The organism is Nesterenkonia aurantiaca, assembly GCF_004364585.1.
Taxonomy (GTDB): domain Bacteria; phylum Actinomycetota; class Actinomycetes; order Actinomycetales; family Micrococcaceae; genus Nesterenkonia; species Nesterenkonia aurantiaca.
The window spans coordinates 69590-92527 of sequence record NZ_SOAN01000004.1; the positions used below are offsets into that span (position 1 = coordinate 69590).

At 68.1% G+C, this 22938-nt stretch carries 22 protein-coding genes; 9 read left to right on the forward strand and 13 right to left on the reverse strand.

Features of this window, described 5'->3' with window-relative positions; genetic code table 11:
* Positions 1-153 precede the first annotated feature (153 nt).
* Positions 154-1611 carry a Fe-S cluster assembly protein SufB gene (gene sufB / locus EV640_RS06310; RefSeq protein ID WP_036476322.1) on the reverse strand — a complete coding sequence of 486 codons (1458 nt, stop codon included), beginning with the start codon at positions 1609-1611 and terminating at the stop codon, positions 154-156.
* Complete coding sequence (locus EV640_RS06315) at positions 1608-2585, reverse strand: helix-turn-helix transcriptional regulator (protein ID WP_133726109.1); 978 nt, start codon at positions 2583-2585, stop codon at positions 1608-1610. The genes sufB and EV640_RS06315 overlap by 4 nt, the downstream gene beginning before the upstream one ends.
* Positions 2586-2749: 164 nt before the next feature.
* Here EV640_RS06315 and EV640_RS06320 point away from each other — a divergent pair, with 164 nt between their 5' ends.
* The 3 genes from EV640_RS06320 to EV640_RS06330 are packed head-to-tail and all read left to right on the forward strand — an operon-like array spanning position 2750 to position 5549.
* Positions 2750-3724, forward strand: a complete 975-nt coding sequence (locus tag EV640_RS06320; RefSeq protein WP_235181066.1) for an ABC transporter ATP-binding protein — start codon at positions 2750-2752, stop codon at positions 3722-3724.
* Positions 3721-4482, forward strand: a complete 762-nt coding sequence (locus tag EV640_RS06325) for an ABC transporter permease (protein WP_133726110.1) — start codon at positions 3721-3723, stop codon at positions 4480-4482. The genes EV640_RS06320 and EV640_RS06325 overlap by 4 nt, the downstream gene beginning before the upstream one ends.
* Positions 4479-5549: a COX15/CtaA family protein gene (locus EV640_RS06330; RefSeq protein ID WP_051501296.1), complete on the forward strand. Its 1071-nt coding sequence runs from the start codon at positions 4479-4481 to the stop codon at positions 5547-5549. Before EV640_RS06325 ends, EV640_RS06330 begins: the two co-directional genes overlap by 4 nt.
* Positions 5550-5558: 9 nt before the next feature.
* On the opposite strand, the gene EV640_RS06335 is transcribed toward EV640_RS06330, so the two are convergent.
* On the reverse strand, positions 5559-6059 hold the full coding sequence (locus EV640_RS06335; RefSeq protein WP_036476329.1) for a redoxin domain-containing protein: 501 nt from the start codon (positions 6057-6059) through the stop codon (positions 5559-5561).
* Positions 6056-6532 (reverse strand): DUF3052 family protein, encoded by a 477-nt coding sequence (locus EV640_RS06340; RefSeq protein ID WP_036476330.1) that lies wholly within the window; start codon positions 6530-6532, stop codon positions 6056-6058. Before EV640_RS06340 ends, EV640_RS06335 begins: the two co-directional genes overlap by 4 nt.
* Positions 6533-6776: 244 nt before the next feature.
* Between EV640_RS06340 and aceE the strand changes: the two genes are divergently transcribed.
* From aceE to fabF, 6 genes are all read left to right on the forward strand, one after another.
* Positions 6777-9518, forward strand: coding sequence for a pyruvate dehydrogenase (acetyl-transferring), homodimeric type (gene aceE / locus EV640_RS06345; RefSeq protein WP_036476332.1), 2742 nt, complete (start codon positions 6777-6779; stop codon positions 9516-9518).
* 285 nt (positions 9519-9803) lie between these two features.
* Positions 9804-10979 (forward strand): PucR family transcriptional regulator, encoded by a 1176-nt coding sequence (locus tag EV640_RS06350; protein ID WP_051501297.1) that lies wholly within the window; start codon positions 9804-9806, stop codon positions 10977-10979.
* 91 nt (positions 10980-11070) lie between these two features.
* On the forward strand, positions 11071-11994 hold the full coding sequence (locus tag EV640_RS06355) for an ACP S-malonyltransferase (protein WP_036476335.1): 924 nt from the start codon (positions 11071-11073) through the stop codon (positions 11992-11994).
* 143 nt (positions 11995-12137) lie between these two features.
* Positions 12138-13142 carry a beta-ketoacyl-ACP synthase III gene (locus EV640_RS06360; protein ID WP_051501329.1) on the forward strand — a complete coding sequence of 335 codons (1005 nt, stop codon included), beginning with the start codon at positions 12138-12140 and terminating at the stop codon, positions 13140-13142.
* A gap of 101 nt (positions 13143-13243) precedes the next feature.
* A complete protein-coding gene (locus EV640_RS06365; protein WP_036476339.1) occupies positions 13244-13489 on the forward strand; it encodes an acyl carrier protein in 246 nt (81 codons plus the stop codon).
* Between the two features lie 95 nt (positions 13490-13584).
* Positions 13585-14844, forward strand: coding sequence for a beta-ketoacyl-ACP synthase II (gene fabF / locus EV640_RS06370; RefSeq protein WP_036476340.1), 1260 nt, complete (start codon positions 13585-13587; stop codon positions 14842-14844).
* Between the two features lie 246 nt (positions 14845-15090).
* Here fabF and EV640_RS06375 read toward each other — a convergent pair whose 3' ends face one another.
* From EV640_RS06375 to rplS, 9 genes are all read right to left on the reverse strand, one after another.
* Positions 15091-15597: a DUF3145 domain-containing protein gene (locus EV640_RS06375; RefSeq protein ID WP_036476342.1), complete on the reverse strand. Its 507-nt coding sequence runs from the start codon at positions 15595-15597 to the stop codon at positions 15091-15093.
* 148 nt (positions 15598-15745) lie between these two features.
* Positions 15746-16723 (reverse strand): tyrosine recombinase XerC, encoded by a 978-nt coding sequence (locus tag EV640_RS06380; RefSeq protein WP_133726111.1) that lies wholly within the window; start codon positions 16721-16723, stop codon positions 15746-15748.
* 48 nt (positions 16724-16771) lie between these two features.
* A complete protein-coding gene (locus EV640_RS06385) occupies positions 16772-18169 on the reverse strand; it encodes a DNA-processing protein DprA (protein WP_051501298.1) in 1398 nt (465 codons plus the stop codon).
* Positions 18170-18183: 14 nt separating this feature from the next.
* On the reverse strand, positions 18184-19767 hold the full coding sequence (locus EV640_RS06390; protein ID WP_133726112.1) for a YifB family Mg chelatase-like AAA ATPase: 1584 nt from the start codon (positions 19765-19767) through the stop codon (positions 18184-18186).
* Entirely contained in the window at positions 19767-20147 is a 381-nt protein-coding gene (locus EV640_RS06395; RefSeq protein ID WP_036476347.1) for a YraN family protein, read from the reverse strand. The genes EV640_RS06390 and EV640_RS06395 overlap by 1 nt, the downstream gene beginning before the upstream one ends.
* 169 nt (positions 20148-20316) lie before the next feature.
* Positions 20317-20985, reverse strand: coding sequence for a ribonuclease HII (locus EV640_RS06400; RefSeq protein WP_051501299.1), 669 nt, complete (start codon positions 20983-20985; stop codon positions 20317-20319).
* Positions 20986-21049: 64 nt separating this feature from the next.
* Positions 21050-21697: a signal peptidase I gene (gene lepB / locus EV640_RS06405; protein ID WP_235181068.1), complete on the reverse strand. Its 648-nt coding sequence runs from the start codon at positions 21695-21697 to the stop codon at positions 21050-21052.
* Between the two features lie 73 nt (positions 21698-21770).
* Positions 21771-22496, reverse strand: coding sequence for a signal peptidase I (gene lepB / locus EV640_RS06410; protein WP_036476349.1), 726 nt, complete (start codon positions 22494-22496; stop codon positions 21771-21773).
* Positions 22497-22540: 44 nt separating this feature from the next.
* Positions 22541-22936 (reverse strand): 50S ribosomal protein L19, encoded by a 396-nt coding sequence (rplS, locus tag EV640_RS06415; RefSeq protein WP_036476351.1) that lies wholly within the window; start codon positions 22934-22936, stop codon positions 22541-22543.
* Positions 22937-22938: the final 2 nt, after the last annotated feature.

Genomic DNA, 22938 nt, shown 5'->3' on the forward strand with positions numbered 1-22938 from the left:
TGTTTCTCTTCCCTTGGTTCTGATGCGCGTATTTCTTCTGCGCACGGTGCTGATGCGCGGGGCAGCCGAGGCTGCGCGGTGGGCGGCAGGCCCCAGTCGCCCGGAGTGGTTGTGACCCCGGGCGACTGGGTGTCCTGCGACGATCTGGCTGGGTCAGCCGACCGAGCCTTCCATCTGCAGCTCGATCAGACGGTTGAGCTCCAGGGCGTATTCCATGGGCAGCTCGCGGGCGATCGGCTCGATGAAGCCGCGCACGATCATGGCCATGGCCTCGTCTTCGGCGAGTCCGCGGGCCATGAGGTAGAAGAGCTGATCCTCAGAGACCTTCGAGACCGTGGCCTCGTGGCCCAGCGTCACATCGTCCTCGCGGATGTCGATGTAGGGGTAGGTGTCCGAGCGGGAGATCGTGTCCACCAGCAGGGCATCACAGACCACCGAGTTCGCGGAGTTCTTCGCGCCCTCGTTGATCTGCACCAGGCCGCGATAGGCGGCACGGCCGCCGTTGCGGGCCACAGACTTCGACACGATGGTCGAGGAGGTGTTCGGCGCCATGTGGACCATCTTGGACCCGGTGTCCTGGTGCTGGCCCTCGCCGGCGAAGGCGACCGAGAGCGTCTCGCCCTTGGCGTGCTCACCGGTGAGGTAGACGGCCGGGTACTTCATGGTGACCTTGGAACCGATGTTGCCGTCGATCCACTCCATGGTGCCGCCGGCGTCGACCACGGCCCGCTTGGTGACCAGGTTGTAGACGTTGGTGGACCAGTTCTGGATGGTGGTGTACCGCACACGGGCGTTCTTCTTCACCACGATCTCCACCACGGCGGAGTGCAGCGAGTCGGAGTCATAGATCGGCGCGGTGCAGCCTTCGATGTAGTGGACGTAGGAGTCCTCGTCGGCGATGATCAGCGTGCGCTCGAACTGGCCCATGTTCTCGGTGTTGATCCGGAAGTAGGCCTGCAGCGGGATCTCCACGTGGACGCCCTTGGGGACGTAGACGAAGGAACCGCCGGACCAGACCGAGGTGTTCAGCGCCGCGAACTTGTTGTCGCCCACCGGGATGACCGAGCCGAAGTACTCCTCGAAGAACTCGGGGTGCTCCTTCAGCGCGGTGTCGGTGTCCATGAAGATGACACCCTGCTCCTCCAGGTCCTCGCGGATCTGGTGGTAGACCACCTCGGACTCGTACTGTGCGGCGACGCCGGAGACCAGGCGCTCGCGCTCGGCCTCGGGGATGCCGAGCCGCTCGTAGGTGTTGCGGATGTCCTCGGGGAGGTCTTCCCAGGTCTTCGCCTGCTTCTCGGTGGAGCGCACGAAGTACTTGATGTTGTCGAAGTGGATGCCGGAGAGGTCTGCTCCCCACATGGGCATGGGCTTGCGCTGGAAGTACTTCAGGCCCTTCTTGCGCAGCTTGAGCATCCACTCGGGTTCGCTCTTCTTCGAGGAGATGTCCTCCACGACCGCCTCATCGATGCCACGCTTGGCGTTGGCTCCGGCGGAGTCGGAATCCGACCAGCCGTATTCGTAGGAACCGATGCCGTGGAGCTCGGGGTTGCGCTCCAGAATATCGGAGGTGACCCCCTGGTCCTTTTCGCGCTGGATCTGCTCGGTCATGACAACCTCTCTTGTTGACGGGGGGAGATGACGATTCGTTTTCGTCCGCCACTGACCCTGCGCGACGAATGTGTCGCGCCGGCTGCGGCGCTGATCTGTAGTTCTGCCTCTGCGCTTGCTGCGGCGCGTTCCCGCTGCTCAGCGGCGAGCCTCTCGCGACCCACCGGCACGTGAGTGGTGCAGACATGGGCACCGGCCGCCTGGGTGGAGAGCCGCCTGACATCGACGTCGAGCAGGCGGGAGATCATATCGGTCTCCTCCTCACAGAACACCGGATGGGCCGCAGCTATTTCCCGGATCGGGCAGTGACCCTGGCACAGCTGGGTGGACTGCATGGCCAGAAGTGGGTTGTCCCGGCCCACCAGGCGGGTGAAGCCGGCGAATCCCTCCTCGTTGAAGAGCTGGGAGAGCCGGTCGGTGCGCGCATCGAGGTCCTCGATCCCGGAGAGCTCCGTCTCCCAGCGCTGCTCGAAGCCGGCGAAGTACCCGCGCGCCAGGGCGGCGGCGGCCACCTGGGTGGTCTCCGGCTGGCTGGAGTCCGGCTGGGCTGCGACGTCTGCCTCGAGGGATGAGTCGCGGTCGTCCTGGAGCAGCGAGAGGGCGGTCTTGACCAGGCCGAGGTAGTCATCGCCCATGGTGCGCTGCCCGCGCTGGGACACGACGTAGCGCCGGGAGGGCCGGCCTGCGCCGCGACGGCGCGTGGTGACGTTCTTGACCTCGAGGATGCCTTGTTCGGTCATCGCGTCGAGGTGGCGGCGCACGGCGGCGGTGGTCAGCTGCAGCTCGCTGCCCAGCGCGGCCGCGCTGATCGGGCCCTCTTCGACCACCAGCTGCAGGACCCGCTGACGGGTCGTGCTCTCTGCCTCGCGGATCGTCTCACCTGCAGCCGCGGAATCGACGACGTCGGCCGCCGGGGTGTCCACGTCGCGTGACTGCGCACCGGCGGCAGCAGACTCGGAAGCGATGGAATACATGATCCTATTCTGACCTATTCAGAACAAACCCGCCAGCAAGGTGCACCTAAGTTCCCGGAGACCTGCCCCACGGCGCTGCGCCAACTGCCCGCTGCCTGAGCTCGAACTGCGCCTCCAGCTGACTTGGCGCTCTTCTACGGGGCGTAGAAATGTAGACTGGTGCAGTGCCCCAGCATCCACCCTGTCTGACCCTGCGCCATGTGCGCTACGCCGTCGGCTCAGCTCGCAGTCCTCAGGGCTTCAAGGAGATCCTCCGGAGCGTGGACCTCACCGCGCGATCCGGCGAGGTCACGGTCCTGCTCGGCCCCAATGGCGCCGGCAAGACGACCACGCTCAGCTGCGCCCAGGGACTGCTGCGCCCCTCTCAGGGAAGCGTCACGCTGCTGGGTGAGAACCCGTTTCGCGCCGGTGCCGAGCTTCGGGCACGGGTCGGGGTGATGCTTCAGGACGGCGGCATGCCCCAGTCGGTCCAGCCCCGCGCACTGCTGAACCACGTGGCCTCGCTGCACCAGAGTCCCTGGCCGGTGGATGACCTGGTCGCTCGCCTGGACATGGGTGATTTCCTCCGCACCTCGATCCGTCGGCTCTCCGGCGGACAGAAGCAGCGGGTCGCACTGGCGGCGAGCCTGCTCGGACGCCCCGAGGTGGTCTTCCTCGACGAGCCCACCGCCGGGCTGGACCCGCAGTCCCGGCAGACCGTCTTCGAGCTCATCGGCGAGCTGCGCGAGATGGGCATGGGGATCATCCTCACCACGCATCTGCTGGAGGAGGCCCAGAAGCTCGCCGATTCGGTGTTCATCCTCAAGGACGGTGAGGTGGTCCGCCACGGATCCGTCGCGGAACTGACCGGGGCCAACGACGCAGGGTCCGGGGCCTCCCCCGGCGCCGCCCGTCGGATGCTGTTCACCGCGTCCAGGACGCTGACCCACCGCGAGATCATCAGCGCTCCGGTGAGCATCGAGCTCGACGGCGGCACCGACAACGCCCCCGGTGCGGCCTGGATGACTCCCAGCCTCACCGGACCGACCCAGCTGCGCGAGCTGGCGGCCTGGTGGGAGCTGATCGACATGATGCCGGTAGAGGTCCGCATGGAAGCCCGCACGCTGGAAGACGTCTTCTGGGAGGTCTCCGTCTCATGACCACACCCCACGCGCCGCTGGCGCCCGCGCCGCGTCCCGCGGCTCGCCGGATCCTCTCGCACGGGCTCTATGAGACCCGCAACGTGCTGCGCAACGGCGAGCAGCTGCTGGTCTCGCTGATCCTGCCGCTGCTGGTGCTCTTCGGCGCTCACCGTCTGGAGCTGATCACCTCCGCCGCCACGCCGAGCATCGACGTGATCACCCCGGGCGTCCTCGCGCTGGCCGTGATGGCTTCGGCCTTCACGGGTCAGGGCATCGCGACCGGCTTCGAGCGCCAGTACGGGGTGCTGGCATATCTGGCCACCACGCCGCTGGGGGCCACCGGCCTGATCTTGGGCAAGGCCATCGCCGTGCTGGCAGTCGTCATCGTGCAGGTGGTGGTGATCGGCACCGCCGGGATGGTCCTGGGCTGGAGCCCGGACCCGGTGGGCCTGGTGTGGCTGGGCGTCGTCGTCGTCCTGGGCGCCACCGCGTTCACCGCGCTCGGGCTGCTGCTGGCCGGCACGGTCCGCGCCGAGGCGACCCTTGCGCTGACCAACGTCATCTGGGTGCTGCTCGGTGCCGCCGGCGGCTCGGTGTTCCCGCTCGACCACGAGGGGGCCGGGGCGCTGCTGCTGCTGCTGCCCTCCGCCGCCCTGGGTGAAGGTCTGCGCACCGCCTCCCTGGAGGGATCGTTCCCGATCCTGGAAGCTCTGATTCTCGCCGGGTGGGCCGCGCTGGCCGTCCTGGCCGCACGAAGGTGGTTCAACTGGCGATGAAATTTCCGATGAATGTGCTCGAAGTCTTTCGCACCAACCTGCCCACCCGGATCACCCGGGTCACCAAGGTGCTCGCCTGGGCGACGCTGGTCAGCAATATCGGCATCATCCTCACCGGCGGGGCGGTCCGACTGACCGCCTCGGGACTCGGCTGCCCGGAGTGGCCGCGCTGCACGCCGGATTCCTGGGTCGCCACCCAGGAGATGGGACTGCACGGGGCCATCGAGTTCGGCAACCGGCTGCTCACCTACGTGCTCGTGCTGATCTGCGCGCTGATGTTCTTCGCGCTGCTGCGGCTGCGGCGCAGCCATCGGCCGCTGTTCCGGATGAGCCTGATCATCCTCGCCGGGATCCCGCTGCAGGCGGTCATCGGCGGGATCACCGTGTGGACCAACCTGAACCCCTGGATCGTGGCGCTGCACTTCCTGCTCTCCGCGGCACTGGTCATGGTCGCCACGATGCTGCTGAACCGGATCCGACTTGAGCTGCGGAGTGCCCGCGAGGCCGGCCAGGGCTCGGGGCAGGACTCCCCCGCGGCGCCTGGTGCACAGCTTCAGGGCGTGGCCGGGGTCCGGATGAGCCACGGCGCCTCCGATGCGGTGACCTCCGCGATGGCCCCGGTCATCCTCGCCTCGACCTGGGTCTCGGTGTTCCTGGGCACCGTGGTGACCGGCACCGGCCCGCATGCGGGGGATCCCGGATCACCGCGACACCTCTTCGACCCGGATCTGGTGACCCGGATGCACGTGGTGCCGGTCTATGTCCTGTGCTTCGCGGCGATCGCGCTGCTGGTGCGCCAGTACCGGATCAGCACGGCACCGAATCAGCGACGCTCGGCCTGGTGGCTGATGATCGTGATCATCGCCCAGGGGGTCATCGGCTACGTCCAGCACTTCACCGGACTGCCGATCATCCTGGTCGGGCTGCACATGCTCGGCTCGGCGCTGCTGGTCGTCATGGCCACCGCGGTCTTCGACAGCTACCGCGCCCGGTATGTCACCCGCGGGCTCGGCGACCCCGCGGCTGTGGCGCCCGCATCGCAGAGCGCGACGGCGCCGGCCTCCTGAGCGAGCGGCTCAGCGCAGACGCCCCAGCAGACGCAGCGCCTCATCAAGGTCGCGCGCCGTTCCGGCTGGCACGGATTGCACATGAGCCAGCCGCAGGGAGGAATCCAGCAGGAAGCTGCTGCGCTGGGCTGCGCCCTTGACCTGATCGAAGGACCCGTAACGCCGCGCAATCTCGCCGTGCGGCCAGAAATCGCTGACCAGGTCAAAAGGCAGCTCACTGGACTCGGCCTCTGAGAAGTCAGCGGTGAGCGTCTGCGCGTAGGCACGCAGACTATGCACCGGGTCACAGCTGATCGCGAGCACTCTCGCCCCTGTGGAGCGAACCCGTTCTCGGCGCGCCACCAGGGCCTGCAGCTCGGAGTCGCAGACCCGGCTGAAGGCAAAGGGGTAGAACATGAGCAGCACCGGAGAGCCGGCGAGTCGATCCAGTTCAAGCACCTCGCCATGGTGGCTGCGCCCGGAGAAGCCGGGCGCCTGCTCCCCGAGCACGGGGAGCGGCGAGGTGGTCACTGCTTCTTGCGCCCCATCAGGCGGGTCGCGGCCCAATGGGTGCTCACACCCGCCGAGGAGGTCACATGCAGACCCGCGTTGGGCGCCGCGTCCTGGATCTCCACCGGTGCCACATAGCCGTCCCGGCCCGAACGCGGAGTCAGCAGCCACAGCACGCCGCCCTCGTCGAGGGTGGCCAGCGCGTCCACGAGCGCGTCCGTGAGATCGTCATCGCCGTCTCTGAACCAGACCAGCACGGCGTCGACGACCTCCTGGACGTCTTCGTCGAGCAGGTCCTCGTCGAGCAGGTCCTCCAGACGGTCGCGGAAGTCGTCATCGACATCCTCATCTACACCGATCTCCTGGACCAGGGAATCGGGCTTGAGCCCGAGCTCCTGGAGCAGGTCGCCGAGCGAGACGACATTGGTTCCGGCGTCGTTCTTGTGGTCCGTCGAGGTGCCCGACGGATCCTCGGCTGCAGAAGCCTGACTCACCTGAGGTTCCCTTCCCATTCATTAGCGTCTGAAGCGCAGCTCCCACCCGAGGATGGGGCTGCCACCAGCAACGTTACGCGGATCCCTGTCGGTTGGGGAAGTGCGACACCACCCAAGCGGGTAGAGTTGAGCTGAAATTCGGCCGTCGAACAACCGGTGGCCGATGCCCTCGTGGGTCCCGCCCGTGGAACATCCCTGTCCATGGACCGCATGACCCAGACCCTTACCCCTTGAGAGGTGACCCGTGAGCGCTGGTGAAGAGAACTCCCATATCCGCAGCGGACTGACGAACCAACTTCCGGATCTGGATCCGGAGGAGACCCAGGAATGGCTGGAGTCTTTTGACCAGCTCGTGGAGTTCCACGGCACCGAGCGCGCGGAATACATCATCCGCTCGCTGCTGCAGCGAGCCGGCGCGAAGTCCATCGAAGTCCCGATGGTCACCACCACCGACTACGTGAACACGATCCCGGTGGATCAGGAGCCTGACTTCCCCGGCGACGAGGAGATGGAGCGCCGGGTGCGCCGCATCCTGCGCTGGAACGCCGCGGTCATGGTGCACCGCGCCCAGCGCAGTGACATCTCCGTGGGCGGACACATCTCTTCCTACGCCGGCGTGGCCACGCTCTACGAGGTGGGTCTGAACCACTTCTTCCGCGGCGCCGACCACCCCGGCGGCGGCGACCAGATCTTCTTCCAGGGCCACTCCTCCCCCGGCAACTATGCCCGGGCCTACCTCGAAGGCCGCCTCACCGAGACCCAGCTCAACGGTTTCCGCCAGGAGCACTCCAAGGCCCCCGACGGCCTGAGCTCCTACCCGCACCCGCGGCTGATGCCGGAGTTCTGGCAGTTCCCGACCGTGTCCATGGGCATCGGTCCGATGAACGCCATCTACCAGGCGCAGTTCAACCGCTACCTGCACAACCGCGGCATCAAGGACACCTCGGAGCAGCAGGTCTGGGCGTTCCTGGGCGACGGCGAGATGGATGAGCCCGAGTCCCGCGGCCTGCTTCAGCTCGCGGCCAACGAGAAGCTCGACAACCTGAACTTCGTGGTCAACTGCAACCTGCAGCGCCTCGACGGCCCGGTGCGCGGCAACGGCAAGATCGTCCAGGAGCTGGAGGCCTTCTTCCGCGGCGCCGGCTGGAACGTCATCAAGGTCCTCTGGGGCCGCGAGTGGGACGAGCTGCTGGATCAGGACGACGACGGCGAGCTCGTCCGGGTCATGAACGAGACCCTCGACGGTGATTACCAGACCTATAAGGCAGAATCTGGGGCCTTCGTCCGCGAGCACTTCTTCGGTCGTTCCGCCAAGACCAAGGAGCTCGTCGCGGACATGTCCGACGACGACATCTGGAACCTCAAGCGCGGCGGACACGACTATAAGAAGGTCTACTCCGCCTATAAGGCCGCCAGCGAGTCCACCGGCAAGCCCACCGTGATCCTGGCCCAGACGGTCAAGGGCTACGGTCTGGGACCCAGCTTCGAGGGTCGCAACGCGACCCACCAGATGAAGAAGCTCACCGTGGATGACCTCAAGCGCTTCCGCGACACGCTGCGGATCCCGATCAGCGATGAGCAGATCGAGGAAGACACCTATAACGTCCCGTACTACCACCCGGGCAAGGACTCTGACGAGGTCAAGTACACCCTCGAGCGTCGCGAACGTCTGGGCGGGCCCGTGCCCGAGCGTCGGACCGTCGGCGAGGGGCTGATCCTGCCTGAGTCCAAGACCTACGCCCAGGCCAAGAAGGGCTCCGGCAAGCAGAAGGCCGCCACCACGATGGCGCTGGTCCGGCTGCTCAAGGACCTGATGCGGGACAAGAACATCGGTCACCGGATCGTGCCGATCATCCCGGATGAGGCGCGCACCTTCGGGATGGACTCGTTCTTCCCCACCGCGAAGATCTACAACCCCAAGGGGCAGAACTACATCTCCGTGGACCGTGAGCTGATGCTCGCGTACAAGGAGTCCCCGCAGGGCCAGATGATCCACCCCGGCATCAACGAGGCCGGCGCCACCGCGGCGTTCACCGCAGCCGGCACCTCCTACGCCACCCACGGCGAGACGATGATCCCGTTCTACATCTTCTACTCGATGTTCGGGTTCCAGCGCACCGGCGACTCCTTCTGGGCGGCCGCCGACCAGCTGGCGCGCGGCTTCATCATCGGAGCCACCGCCGGGCGCACCACGCTGGCCGGTGAGGGTCTGCAGCACCTCGACGGACACTCCCCGCTGCTCGCCGCGACCAATCCCGCGGTGAAGCACTTCGATCCGGCCTTCGGCTACGAGATCGCTCACATCATGGAGAACGGCCTCTTCGAGATGTACGGCGACCACGACGGCGACCACAACGTGATGTATTACCTCACGGTGTACAACGAGCCGGTGCAGCACCTTCCAGAGCCCGAGGGCCTCGACGTCGAAGGCGTCAAGCGCGGCATCTACAAGCTCTCCAGCTCCGAGCAGGACGGCCCCAAGGTGCAGCTGCTGGCCTCCGGCGTCGGGGTGCCCTGGGCCAAGGAGGCCGCAGAGATCCTCGCCGAGGACTGGGGCGTCTCGGCCGACGTCTGGTCGGTGACCTCCTGGAACGAGCTGCGCCGTCAGGCGCTGCACGTGGAGCAGTCGGCCCTGCTGGACCCGGAGCGCGAGCCCGAGGTTCCCTTCGTGACCCAGCAGATGGAAGGCGCCGAGGGGCCGATCATCGCGACCACCGACTTCGCCACCCAGGTCCCGGATCAGATCCGCCAGTTCCTGCCGAACCGCTTCGCGACCCTGGGAGCCGACGACTTCGGCTTCTCCGACACGCGAGCCGCGGCACGGCGGCACTTCAGGATCGACGCCCACTCGATGGTGGTGCGCGCCCTGCAGATGCTCGCCGACGACGGCGCGGTGGACGCCTCGGCTCCGGTCGATGCGTTCAAGAAGTACGATCTCAGCAACGTCCGTGCCGGCACCTCGGGCGAGGCGGGCGGCGACGCCTGATTCTGCCCCCTCCTGAGGGGCCAGCACGATGAGCACCCAGCGGGGGCCCGGAGCATCAGCTCCGGGCCCCCGCTGCGTGTATCGGCGGCATGTATGCCCCTCCACCGGGACCGGACGTGGAGATCGCAGTGCGACTCACCGCTGGTCCGGCCGCCGGTGCCCCGCTGGTTCCCCGCTGGTCAGGCAGCTTGGGCGGCAGTCCAGGCGGAGGCAATGGCCATTCGATGCGGTTTGTAGGGATCACACAACTGGCGGGCGAACTCCGCAGGCTCTAGGCTCCTGAACATGACTGCATCTGCTCCGACGACGCCAGGGCCCGTCCCGGTCTCCTGGGAGGCCCTCGAGGTGCTCCGCTCCGACGCCGGAAACCTCACCCACGAGGTCAACTGCTACCTGGAGGAGACCCTCACCTGGTACCGCCACCTGAGCACCGATGAGCGGGCTTCGCTGCGCCTGATCGCGCAGCGTGGCATCGGCGGTCTGATCAGCTGGCTGGAGAACCCGTCCTCGAGGTCCCTGCCGCTGGTCAACGAGCTGTTGGGCAACGCCCCCACCGATCTGATGCGCACCATCTCCCTGCAGCGCGCGCTGCAGCTCATCCGCAGCATCGTCGAAGCGGTGGAGCAGCGACTGCCCGGTCTGGTGGCTCCGCAGGACCAGCAGCTGATGCTCGAAGCCGTGCTGCGTTACTCCCGGGAGGTGGCCTTCGCGATCGCCGACGTCTATGCCCGGGCCGCGGAGTCCCGCGGCGCGTGGGATTCTCGCCTGGAGGCGCTGCTGGTGGACGCGGTGCTGCGCGGCGAGCCCGCCGAGCAGATCGCCTCCCGCGCCGCGGCCGTCGGGTGGCGCAGCCACGAAGGAGTGGTCGTCGTCGTCGGCGACGCCCCGGACCAGGCCGACGCGGTGTTCATGTCGCAGCTGAGACGCCAATGCATCCGCTTCTCCGCCGATGCGGTGGTGGGGGTTCATGGTGACCGGCTGATCCTGCTCCTGGGCCGGGTCACCGACCTCGCCGAGGGACTGGAGCGGATCCTGCCCCGCTTCGGCCCCGGACAGGTGGTCTTCTCCAGCTTCGAGGGTTCGATCAGCCAGGCGCACGGCAGTGCACAGTCGGCCTTCACCGGGTTCACCGCTGTCGGGGCCTGGACCTCGGCACCCCGTCCGGTGGCCGCCGAGGACCTGCTTCCGGAACGCGCGCTCTGTGGAGACGAGACCGCGAAGACCGTGCTGCGCGAGCGCATCTTCGAGGTGCTCAGCGCCGCCGGCAACGGGCTGCTCGAAACGGTCACCGCTTATCTGGAGGCCGGTCACTCGCTGGAGGCGACCGCACGTGAACTCTTCGTCCATACCAATACCGTGCGCTACCGCCTGCGCCGGGTCACCGACGTCACCGGATGGGACCCCGTGACCCCGCGCGACGCCTATGTGCTGCAGACCGCGCTGGCCGTGGGGCGTCTCTGACCAGCCGTTGTAGGGTACCTACAAAGGCCACGGTGGAGCTTGGTGAGCCCATGACCCGCGAAAACCAGCCGCACTATGGGAGGTTGGTCTTGTGCTTGCCATAGTTTGCCCCGGACAGGGCTCCCAGACCCCAGGATTCCTCTCGGAATGGATCAGCGACGAGGCCACCCGCGCGGCGCTCGAGGCCTATTCCGAGCATTCCGGCACCGATCTGCGCGCCCACGGGACGGTCTCCGATGCCGAGACGATCCGGGACACCGCGGTCGCACAGCCGCTGATCGTGGCCGCCTCCCTGCTCAGCGCGTCCACCCTGGATCTCGCAGCGCTGGATCCTGACCGGGTGCTCTACGCCGGCCACTCGGTGGGCGAGATCCCTGCCGCCGTGCTCGCCGGGGTGCTCACGCCCGAGCAGGCCTTGGAGTTCATCAAGGTCCGCGCCACCTCCATGGCCGCAGCCGCCGCCGCGACGCCCACCTCCATGGCCGCCGTCGTCGGAGGTGTGGAGGCGGAGGTCCGGCAGGCGATCGCTGACGCCGGGCTGACTCCGGCCAACGCCAACGGGCCCGGCCAGATCGTGGCCGCCGGGGAGCTGGAGAAGCTTGCGGCGCTGGAGGCCAGTCCTCCGGCTCGGGCCCGAGTGATACCGCTGACCGTGGCGGGTGCCTTCCACACGGACTTCATGGACTCGGCCCGGCAGACCCTGGCGGCCGCGGCTGCCGGCCTCACGGTGAACGACCCCCGCCAGAAGCTGATCTCCAACCGGGACGGCGGCTACGTCTCCACCGGTGCCGAGGTGCTGGAGCGCCTCGTGGATCAGGTGACTCGTCCGGTCCGCTGGGATCTCTGCATGGAGACCATGGCGCAGGCCGAGGTCACCGGCGTGCTCGAGCTGCTGCCCGGTGGCACGCTGACCGGCCTGGCCAAGCGCGGACTCAAGGGCGTGAAGTCGCTGGCCATCAAGACTCCCGCCGACATCCCCCTCGCCCAGGAATTCATCGCCGAGCATGCGGGTTGAGCTGAGCGGGCCTAGGTCCATGGCCGTCGACAAACTCTGCGCAGGCGGCACCGCCGCGCAGCTCCCCCCAATGATCCACGAAGGACGTTCCTGACGTGACTGTCGCATTGAACCAGCCCACCGCCGTGGCGGGCACCCGTGTCATGGGCCTGGGTGCCTACCGACCCGAGCTCGTGATTGACAACGAGCAGATCTGCCAGTGGATCGACTCCTCAGACGAGTGGATCCAGAAGCGCACCGGTATCAAGACCCGGCGCCGTGCGCCCAGAGACGTCTCCGTGGTGGACATGGCCGAAGGCGCCGCCCGCGAGGCGCTGGAGCACGCCGGGATCTCTGGAGATCAGCTCGGCGGAGTCATCCTCGCGACCGTGACCCACCCCTACGCGACCCCCTCGGCCGCGGCGGACCTGGCTCACCGGCTGGGCGCCACCCCAGCGGCGGCCTTCGACATCTCCGCCGCCTGCGCCGGCTACTGCTACGGAATCGGCCAGGCCGACGCCATGGTGCGCTCCGGGCTGTCCTCCTATGTGCTGGTCGTCGGGGTGGAGAAGCTCTCGGACTTCATCGACAACCACGAGCGCACCATCTCCTTCCTGCTCGGCGACGGCGCCGGGGCCGCGATCATCGGTCCCGCCGAAGCTCCCGGGATCTCGCCCTCGATCCTGGGCTCCAACGGCGAGAAGTGGGAGGCCGTGGCGATGGACAGCACGCTGCTGAACTTCCGCGACGCGCTCGCCCGAGCCCGCGAGACCCAGGACGCCACCGAGCTGCTCGACGCCGAGAACCGCTACTGGCCCACGCTGCGCCAGGACGGTCCCACGGTGTTCCGCTGGGCCGTCTGGGAGATGGCCAAGGTCGCCCAGCAGGCACTCGATGCCGCTGGGATCACCGCCGAGGACCTCGTGGCGTTCGTCCCACATCAGGCGAACATGCGGATCATCGACGAGATGGTCAAACAATTGAAGCTTCCTGAGCACGTGATGGTGGGACGCGACATCGTGGACGCGGGCAACACCTCCGCAGCCTCGATCCCGCTGGCCATGCACCGCCTGCTCAAGGAGAACCCAGAACTCTCCGGCGGTCTTGCTCTGCAGATCGGTTTCGGAGCCGGACTGGTCTACGGCGCGCAGGTCATCCGGCTGCCGTAGCCCCGGGACCGGGGCCGCCACGCGGCCGCGGGACAGATTCACCACGTATCCCTGGAACCACCCAACGAACTGGAACCACCCAAAGAAAAGGAGTCGCCGATATGGCTGACAAGAACGAGATCCTCGCAGGCCTGGCCGAGATTGTGAACGAGGAGACCGGCCTGGAGGTCGAAGAGGTCCAGTCGGAGAAGTCCTTCACCGAGGACCTCGACATCGACTCGATCTCGATGATGACCATCGTGGTCAACGCCGAAGAGAAGTTCGACGTGAAGATCCCCGATGAAGAGGTCAAGAACCTGGCCACCGTCGGCGACGCCGTGGACTTCATCGCCAACGCACAGGGCTGATCCAGCCCCGCATCGGACGGGAGGGCTCCGGCGCACCGCCGAGCCCTCCCCTCCTCTCCCCCCACCCGCTGTCCCACTTTCATTGAGGTAGATCCATGACCCGTCGTCTTGTCATCACCGGTCTCGGCGCCACCACTCCCATCGGCGGCGACGTGAAGACGCTCTGGACCAACGCCCTGGCCGGCACTCCCGGTGCCAAGACCCTCGAGCACGACTGGGTCGAGAAGTACCAGCTGCCGGTCACCTTCGCCGCCGAGGTCTCCATCGAGCCCTCCGAGGTGCTGGCCCGTCCGGAGCTCCGCCGGATGGATCGCTCCACCCAGCTAGGCATGGTCGCCGCCCGGCAGGCCTGGGACGACGCCGGTCTCAGCCGCCCCGGCGATGAGGGCTACGACCTGGATCCCGAGCGGGTCGCGGTGTCCTTCGCCACCGGCATCGGCGGGGTCTGGACGCTGATCGACAGCTGGGACACCCTGCGCGAGCGTGGCCCGCGCCGGGTGATGCCGATGACCGTGCCGATGCTGATGCCCAACGGCGCGGCCGGAGCGATCAGCCTGGACCTCGGCGCTCAGGGCGGGGCCCGCACGGCGGTCTCCGCCTGCGCCTCCGGTGTCGAGGCGCTGGACGTCGCGCTGGAGATGCTGCGCAAGGGCGACGCCGACGTCGTCCTGGCCGGCGGCACCGAGGCTGCGATCCATCCGCTGCCCATGGCCGCGTTCAGCTCGCTGCAGGCGCTCTCCAAGCGCAACGACGACCCCGCTGCCGCCTCGCGGCCCTATGACCGAGACCGCGATGGATTCGTCATGGGTGAGGGCGCCGGCGCTCTGGTCGTCGAGACCGAAGAGCACGCCAAGGCCCGCGGCGCCACCATCTATGCCGAGCTCGCGGGTTCCGCGATCACCTCGGACGCGCACCACATCACCGCCCCGGACCCCAAGGCGCTGGGTGCTTCCCGCGCGCTGCGCCGGGCGCTGGAGTCCGCCGGCGCGCAGCTGAGCGAGGTCACCCACATCAACGCCCACGCCACCTCCACCCCGGTGGGCGACAAGCCTGAGTATGCGGCGCTGAAGTCGGTGTTCGGAGATCACCTCGAGAACGTCTGCATCTCCGCCACGAAGTCCCAGACCGGTCATCTGCTCGGCGCCGCCGGTGCCGTGGAGTCGGTGCTGACCGTGAAGGCCCTGCATGAGCGTCGCGCGCCGGTCACGATCAACCTCGATCATCAGGACCCGGAGATGCCGCTCGACGTGGTCACCGGCTCGCCTCGCGAGCTCGGGGACCAGCAGCAGGTGGCGCTGTGCAACTCCTTCGGCTTCGGCGGGCACAACGCCGTGGCGGCGTTCCGCACCTACTGAGCAACTCCGCCGGGGCTCATCCGGCGGCATCCGCGCAGAAGAAGACCCCCGGTCGGGATCCTCAGGGATCCCCGCCGGGGGTCTTTGCTGCTTCATGTAGAAGCTGCCGCGCTGGGAAGCGACGGCCCGCTTCAGCGGGCTCTGTGCGGCAGGACTGTGGTGGTGCCGGTCGATCACGGCTGCTGGTGGTCAGCACCGGCTGAGCGGATGGGCGGCGGTGGAGGACGCCGCGCGGTCCGCCTGGGCTCAGCTGACCACCTGGTGCAGCCAGTGCACAGGGGCGCCCTCTGCGGCATGGCGGAAGGACTCCAGCTCCTCGTCCCAGGCCTCGCCCAGCGCCAGTGAGAGCTCCTGATAGACCACGGAGGGGTCACCGGCGCCCATCTCGTAGGCGTAACGGATCCGGTCCTCGGAGACCACGATGTTGCCGTGCACATCGGTGGTGGCATGGAAGATGCCCAGTTCAGGCGTGTGGGACCAGCGGCCGCCGTCGCAGCCGGGAGAGGGGTCCTCGGTCACCTCGAACCGGAGATGGCTCACCGCGCGCAGCGCTGAGGCCAGGGTGGCGCCCAGACCGGCTGAGCCCTCCCAGGAGAGCTCTGCACGGAAGTCGCCGGGCGCGGCAGGCTGAGGGTGCCATGTGAAGTCCACGCGCGCGTCAACCGCCGAGGACACCGCCCATTCAACGTGTGGGCAGAGCGCGGCGGGCGCCGAATGGATGTGAAGCACACCTCGGGCCGTATTTTGGGACATATCCATCCTCCACTGTGCTGTTGGTACGTCTTCCCCTACGACCAGACAGCAGCCAGGTGGCTGATGGTTTTGATGCTCCACCAAAGGTTAACACCTTGCGCGGCGAGCACTACTACTGATGTTAACAGATCCAGATCAGATCGGTCTCTCAGGCGCGGGGATGAGCCTGTCCGTAGGCGTCGCGCAGCCTGTCGATGGTGACGTGGGTGTAGAGCTGCGTGGTGCTCAGCGAGGCGTGCCCGAGCAGCTCCTGGACGGTCCGCAGATCAGCACCTCCTTCCAACAGGTGCGTGGCGGCGGTGTGACGCAGCGCGTGCGGGCCTCGGGCTGCCGTGGTCCCAAGCCGGGCGAGGGAATCGTCGACGACGCGGCGCACCGTGCGCACATCGATGCGGCCTCCTCGACGACCCAGGAAACACGCCTCGGCCGAGGTGCTCGTGACGAGTCGGGATCGGCCGTGGTACAACCAGCTGCGCAGAGCGGTCTCTGCCGGCACCCCGTAGGGGACGATCCGTTCCTTGTTGCCCTTGCCGAGCAGCCGGACCATCCGCCGACCGGTCTCGAAGGAGGCCAGGTTCAGACCGCTGAGCTCGGAGACGCGCATACCGGTGGCGTAGAGCAGCTCCACCATCGCTGCGTCACGCAGGCTCAGCGCATGCGCGATCGGATCTGCCTCATCCGCCTGTCCGGCCTGCTGGGCCGCACCTGCCAGCTGGGAGGTGAGCTGTTCGACGTGCTGGTGCTGCAGCACATCGGGCAGGTGGCTGCTCTTTCGGGCGGTGCGCAGCCGCACGGAAGGATCCTCGGGCAGGTGCCCCCGGCGGTGCGCCCAGGCGGTGAAGGCCCGCACCGAGGCGGTCTTGCGGTTCAGGGTGTTCCGCGAGAGTCCCGCTTCGTGCAGCTCGCTCAGCCAGCTGCGAATCTCCGCGAGGCCGAGCTCCTCCAGCGGACCACGCTGCAGAGCGAGCTGGCGCAGATCGCCGCGATAGGCGCGGAGCGTCTGCACCGAGAGCCCCCGTTCGTGCCTGAGATGGTCGATGAACGCTGTGACCAGCTCGGGTTCGACCGCAGCGTCGGGGCCCGGAGGTGCAGCCGGGTCTGTGGATCGATCCTGCGCGGAGGCCATGAGGGAAGTCTACGACCGCGCACATCGGGCTTAGGTGCTCCGCGCCGATCATGCCCGACCCCAATGACCGTTGACCATGCGGGCGCGGCCCGAACGCTGAAGCCGGGTCAGCTCGGCGAGCACAGTGGGCAGCGGGAGCCCCGCGACTTGGGAGAGCTTGCCCGGCGCGCTCAGACCACGTCTGGGCAGCGCGTCGAAGAGCAGCCGCTGGGCCTCATCGAGTCCATCCTGCGGGTGCTCCCGGCCCAGGGGAAGCTCGGGTTGGACAGCCGGTCGGGAGGCTGATTCCCTGCGCCCGGCCCAGGAGCCGATGGCCAGCGACTCCTGGCTGGGGCCCGGCGGATGCGCGGTTTCTGGGCCTGCGCCTTCAGCGACAAGGTTCAGGATGTCGGTCGCGTCCCGGACCAGCTGCGCGGGTGTCTCGCGCAACAGACGGTGACATCCTGCCGAGGCGGCGGAGAAGACGCTTCCGGGGATCACCCCCACCTCCCGGCCGAGGTTCAGCGCATGGTGGGCGGTGGACTGGGCTCCGCTGCGCCAGCGCGCCTCGGTGATCACGGTGACCATACCCAGTGCCGCGATCAGGCGGTTCCGCTGCAGGAACCGGTGCCTGGTCGGCGCCGAACCGGGGGCCATCTCGCTGAGCAGCAGACCCTGTTCTGCAACTTCGCGGAGCAGACGTTCGTTCCCAGCCGGGTAGAACCGATCCAGTCCGCCGGCCAAGACTGCCAGCGTCGGCGCGGAGCGGTCTGCATCGCTGAACCTGGAGGCGTCTCTGTCCCCGGAGTCCTCCGCGCGGCGCGAACCTGAGTCCTGATCCGAGCACGCGCGCAGCGCGGCCCGATGGGCGGCGGCATCGACCCCGTAGGCGCCGCCGGAGACCACACAGAGACCGGCATGGACCAGATCCTCGGTGAGCTGGGCGGTGATCCGGATGCCATAGTCCGTCACCTCCCGGGACCCGACGATCGCCACCGTCCGGGCCGGGCCGGGAAGTCGGCCCAGTGCCTGGGAGGCGGACTCCTCCCGGCTGCCACGGAACCAGATCGCCACCGGGGCCAGCGGACCGAGATCTCCCAGCTGTGCGGGCCAGCCGGGGTCCTGCGGGATCAACAGACCCCCGCCGAGCCGGCGGATCGTGGCGAGGTCCGAGGCGCCATGCAGCTGCCCGCACCGGGTGCGCCAACGGGCAAGCCCGGTGCGCAGGTCCTGCTGCCGGGCTCCGAGCCCCGCCGAGTCAGCGACCTGCGCCATTCGGTCACGCTCTGCGGCGGAGGGTGCCCGCGCCGAGGTGATCAGTGCGTGGAGGCTCTGAGCTCCGAAGGTCTCCAGAGCGAGTCCGGCGAGCAGGTCTCCAGGTTCGATCAGCCGGGACAGCTCGGCACGAAGGACCCTTTCCTGCTCGAGGTCCACCCCAGGGGCGGCGGGACCGGGGTCATGTCTCATAGCTGCTCCTCGATTCAGTTCGTCTGGGCCCGCTGCCGCAGCTGCAAGGCAGCATCGACCTCGTCGGCCCCTGGCTGGTCCCGCTGCGCCAGATCCGCGATGGTCCAGGCCAGGCGCAGAACCCGCAGATAACCGCGCAGCGAGATCGCGGCTCGATCCAGTGCGGCGTCGATGTGACGGGTGGAGCCGGCGGGCAGGCGCAGCTCTCCGGTCAAGAGCTGCATCGGAGCCTGAGCGTTGGTGCGCAGGCCCCACCGGTGAAGACGTTCGCTCTGCACCGTGCGCGCGTCAAGCACCCTGGACCGGACGGCCGCGGAGCTCTCCCCCGGCGGTCCCAGGGCGGCGGCCGCCGATCGAGGACGCTCGACCTGGATCTGCAGGTCGATGCGATCCAGCAGTGGACCGGAGAGGCGTGACATGTAGTGCCGCCGCTGGGCCACCGAGCATCTGCAGCCTGCGCCGGTGCCCACGTTGAGTCCGCAGGGACAGGGATTCGCGCCGAGCACCAGTTGGAAGCGCGCCGGGTACGTCACGCTCCCGGCCGAGCGGTGCAGCGAGATCCTGCCGGTCTCCATGGGTTGACGCAGTGCGTCCAACGCGGGGCGTGGAAACTCCGGGGCCTCATCGAGGAAGAGCACTCCCTGGTGTGCCCGGGTCACGGCGCCGGGCCGCGCGATCCGCGCGCCGCCGCCCACGATGGCCGCCATCGAAGCGCTGTGGTGCGGGGCCTGGAACGGCGGGGTGCGGCGCAGCCGAATCACGGTCCGTGGGTCCGCCGAGAGGGATTCGATCGCCGTGGCCTCCATCGCCGCCTGATCATCCAGCGGCGGGAGGATCCCCGACATTCGTTCAGCCAGCATCGTCTTGCCGGCACCCGGGGCACCGATGAGCAGCAGGTGGTGGCCACCGGCGGCCGCCAGCTCCAGCGCGAACCTCGCTTCCTGCTGGCCCCGCACCTCCGCGAGATCGACCGCGGGAGCGCCGGAGTTCTCGGAGCCGGCGGCATCTTCGCCCACCATCGAGGCTGCGACACCGTGGCCAGCCGACCACCGATGGACCCCGGACGCCTCACGCACCAGCGGTTCGAGCTCGGCGGTGGCGAAGGAGGCCGCCACCTGTGACACATGGGCGGCCGCGAGGACCTCCATCCCGGGCACCAGGGCCGCTTCCTGGGCGTTCTCCATCGCCACGACCACCGTCTGGGCCCCGGCGGCCTGCGCGGCCGCCACTGCGGGAAGCACACCGCGGACCGGGCGCAGCCTCCCGTCCAGACCCAGCTCCGCCAGGAAGACGATCTCTGCCGTGCCCTGGACCCTGCCGTCGGCCGCCCAGGCGCTCATCAGAATGGCGAGGTCCAGGACGGAACCCGATTTCGGCAGCGAGGCCGGGAGCAGGTTCACGGTGAGCCGCCGGGTCGGAAGATCGCAACCGGTGTTCTTCGCCGCGGATCGGATCCGGTCCTGGCTCTCCCGCAGCGAGGCATCGGGCAGGCCCAGCAGGATGAACGCCGGAAGAGCCCGGCCGATATCGGCCTCGACCTCGATCAGGTGTCCGTCCATGCCGAAGAGGACCACGCCACGGGCCCGACCCATGCTCATCAGCTCACGTCCCTGAGATGTTCCAGCCGCTGCACCAGGTGCTCCTCGGCATGCGCCTCGGCGGCTCCGCTCAGGAGCACCGCGATGACGTCCACCCGGCGCTGCATATGGAGCCAATGCCGGGCGACACAGTAGTCCAGCAGCAGCCGGTGCAGCCGGGCCAGCTTGGCTGTGCCGATCGCCTCGAAGGGATGGCCGTATCCCTCACCCCGCCGGGTCTTGACCTCCACCGCCACCAGTTGTGCCCCATCCCTGGTGATCAGGTCCAGCTCTCCACGCACCCCGCGCCAGCGGCGCTCCAAGATCTGGTGACCCTGCCGACTCAGATAGTCGGCCGCGATCTCTTCTCCGATGATGCCGGTGACGTCCTTGGCTCGCATCTGCGCTCCTTCCTCGCAGGCACCAGCATCCGGCACCTCCCGAGACCCCGGCCGCAAGATCGGGGCGCTGTGGAGGGACCGAGCCGAGCGCACAGGCTGAACGGGCCTGGGGAAGATGCGGGACGCCGGAGACCTCAGAGAGGATCCAGTCGCAGGTCAGGCCGTGAGCTCAGACCCCGAGGTTCCAGCTGAGCCGATGCTGCGCGGTGACGCCGAGCTCCAGCAGTGCGCTCCGGTGTCCCTGGGAGCCGTACCCGCGGTTGGAATCCCAGCCATAGCCGGGGTGGGCTGCCGCGAGCTCCTCCATCAGCCGGTCCCGTTCCAGCTTCGCCAGCACCGAGGCGCAGGCCACCGAAAGCGCCCTGATATCGGCCTTGACCATGGTCTGCACCCGCGGTGAGGCGCCGTGGGTGAGCCAGTCGTAGGAGCCGTCCAGGATCACGGCATCCAGCGGCCTCCCGAGCTGGACCTCTACCGCGTTGAGCCCGGCGAGACCGGCGGCGCGCAGCGCCCCGTTGATGCCCAGCGCGTCGATCTCTCGAGGCGCGCGGTGTTGGACGCTGTAGGCGGCGGCGTGTTCGCAGATGTGCGGGTGCCAGCGCTGCCGGGCTTTGGCGCTGAGCAGCTTGGAGTCGCGCACGCCGTCGAGCTGGGAGCAGATCCCGCTCGCCGTCGGCGTCTCGGCGAAGACCGGGGCGTTGAGGTCGAACACGACCACCCCGATGCTGACCGGTCCAGCCAGGGCGCCCCGGCCGACCTCGTCGATCCCCGCGATGAAACGGACATTGCGCTGCGCGGCGATGGCCAGCTCAGGCAGCAGCGTGGCGTTCTCGGGCATCAGCGCGCGCCGTCCGCAAATCCTGCGCTGGCGCCCGCGGATCCGGCGCCAGTGGATCGGGTGCTCACGGCGCCGGGACCGCCTCGAAGGGATCCCGCTCGGTGCCGCCGCCGCCGAAGTTCTCGAACGGCCAGATCACCGCCGAGGAGCGTCCGATGACGTCTTCCAGGGGCACCGCACCCATATCGGGTTCGTCCACATGGGAGCGCGAGTCGGCGGAGTTGCCGCGGTGATCTCCGAGCAGCCAGACGCTGTCCTCGGGGACGGTCACGGAGAACTCACCCTCGCTGGGGACGTTTCCGGGGAAGATATAGGGCTCGTCGATGGGTTCGCCGTTGACCAGGATCCGTCCGGAATCGTCACAGCACTCCACCTCGTCACCGCCCAGGCCCACCACGCGTTTGACCACGAAGTGGGACGAGGTGTCGGGCATCAGACCGACGAAGATCATCGCGTCTTGGAAGGCGTTGGTGGGCACTCCGCTTCCGGCGCCCCACCACGCTCGGGTGTCCTCGAACACGACGACGTCGCCGCGCTGGACCTCCATGACCTCCGGGGCGAGCAGGTTCACGATGATCCGGTCATCGACCTCCAGGGTCGGCTCCATGGACTCCGAAGGGATGTAGAAGGCCCGGAAGAAGAAGGTCTTGACCACGAAGGAGATCACGAGCGCGAAGACCAGAATCGTCGCGATCTCGATCAGGAAACTCACCGCCGGGTGCCGGGCCGACCGGGCCTGACGGCGGCGTTCGCGTCGGCTCTCGGACGGTGGTGTCGAAGGCCCGTCACTGCTGCTGATGATCGGCCTCCGGGAGCTCTCGTCGTTCATCCCAGGGCCAGAAGACGCCAGTGACGCGGCCCAGGATGCGGTCCTGGCTGATCATACCCCCGCCGGGGGCGCCCAGCAGTGCCCGCGAATCCAGGGACTGTTCCCGGTTGTCCCCCATGACCCAGAGCCGGCCGGGAGGCACCTCCGCCTCGAAGCCCAGCGCTGAGGCGGGGTTCTCGGAGGTGATGGGACGGCCCAGGTAGGGCTCCGCGAGGGGTTCACCGTTGACGCTGAGCTCTCCGGTGTCCTCGCAGCAGGTCACGGTGTCGCCCCCGGTGCCGAGGACCCGCTTGACGTAGGTCGCGGGAGGAGTGGCGAGCCCGAACCAGTGGCCCACCCGGGCGCCGAGCTGCTCCAGGGTGGAGCCTCTGCCCTCGTATGGAGTGAAGGAGCCCTCCCCGTCGAAGACGATCACATCCCCACGCTGCACCCCCTGGTCCTCGGGGTAGCTCTTCTCGACCAGGATCCGCTCGGAATCGGCCAGGGTCGGTGCCATGGAGACCTGGGAGACGGTGTAGACGTCGACCACGAACAGGCGCAGACCGGTGGCGACCAGCACGGCGAGGACCGCGGTGACGAGCACCGCGGCCCAGAGCCGAACGCGGTGAGGGCGCTTCAGACGCCGAGAACCCTGAGTCTCCGAGTCAGACTCGGAGGGCTCAGGGTTCTCGGGATTCTTCATAAGACGTACAGGCTCTCAGCGCTGGGCCGAAGCCGATCCGCGGATCAGGCCTCGGTGACCTCTTCGACCTTCTCGCCCTGCTGGCGAGCAATGGTGGACTCACGCTTCTCTTTGATGCGTGCAGCCTTGCCGTGGCGATCGCGCATGTAGTAGAGCTTCGCGCGGCGGACGTCACCGCGGGCGAGGACCTCGATCTTCTCGGTCACTGGGGAGTGCACCGGGAAGGTGCGCTCCACGCCGACGCCGAAGGACACCTTGCGGACCGTGAAGGTCTCGCCGATGCCGTGGCCCTGGCGGCCCAGGACGTAGCCCTTGAAGACCTGAACACGGGTGTTCTTGCCCTCGATGATGTTGACGTGCACGTTGACCGTGTCGCCGGGGCCGAACTCCGGGATGTCGGTGCGCAGGCTGGCGGAATCAACGAAATCAAGCTTATGCATAT

Bases quoted from the DNA above. Each gene is read 5' to 3' on its own strand.
- sufB (WP_036476322.1), bottom strand. From the start codon at position 1,611: ATGACCGAGCAGATCCAGCGCGAAAAGGACCAGGGGGTCACCTCCGAT.
- EV640_RS06315 (WP_133726109.1), bottom strand. From the start codon at position 2,585: ATGTATTCCATCGCTTCCGAGTCTGCTGCCGCCGGTGCGCAGTCACGC.
- EV640_RS06325 (WP_133726110.1), top strand. From the start codon at position 3,721: ATGACCACACCCCACGCGCCGCTGGCGCCCGCGCCGCGTCCCGCGGCT.
- EV640_RS06330 (WP_051501296.1), top strand. From the start codon at position 4,479: ATGAAATTTCCGATGAATGTGCTCGAAGTCTTTCGCACCAACCTGCCC.
- EV640_RS06350 (WP_051501297.1), top strand. From the start codon at position 9,804: ATGACTGCATCTGCTCCGACGACGCCAGGGCCCGTCCCGGTCTCCTGG.
- EV640_RS06360 (WP_051501329.1), top strand. From the start codon at position 12,138: ATGGGCCTGGGTGCCTACCGACCCGAGCTCGTGATTGACAACGAGCAG.
- EV640_RS06365 (WP_036476339.1), top strand. From the start codon at position 13,244: ATGGCTGACAAGAACGAGATCCTCGCAGGCCTGGCCGAGATTGTGAAC.
- fabF (WP_036476340.1), top strand. From the start codon at position 13,585: ATGACCCGTCGTCTTGTCATCACCGGTCTCGGCGCCACCACTCCCATC.
- EV640_RS06375 (WP_036476342.1), bottom strand. From the start codon at position 15,597: ATGTCCCAAAATACGGCCCGAGGTGTGCTTCACATCCATTCGGCGCCC.
- EV640_RS06380 (WP_133726111.1), bottom strand. From the start codon at position 16,723: ATGGCCTCCGCGCAGGATCGATCCACAGACCCGGCTGCACCTCCGGGC.
- EV640_RS06385 (WP_051501298.1), bottom strand. From the start codon at position 18,169: ATGAGACATGACCCCGGTCCCGCCGCCCCTGGGGTGGACCTCGAGCAG.
- EV640_RS06390 (WP_133726112.1), bottom strand. From the start codon at position 19,767: ATGAGCATGGGTCGGGCCCGTGGCGTGGTCCTCTTCGGCATGGACGGA.
- EV640_RS06395 (WP_036476347.1), bottom strand. From the start codon at position 20,147: ATGCGAGCCAAGGACGTCACCGGCATCATCGGAGAAGAGATCGCGGCC.
- EV640_RS06400 (WP_051501299.1), bottom strand. From the start codon at position 20,985: ATGCCCGAGAACGCCACGCTGCTGCCTGAGCTGGCCATCGCCGCGCAG.
- lepB (WP_036476349.1), bottom strand. From the start codon at position 22,496: ATGAAGAATCCCGAGAACCCTGAGCCCTCCGAGTCTGACTCGGAGACT.
- rplS (WP_036476351.1), bottom strand. From the start codon at position 22,936: ATGCATAAGCTTGATTTCGTTGATTCCGCCAGCCTGCGCACCGACATC.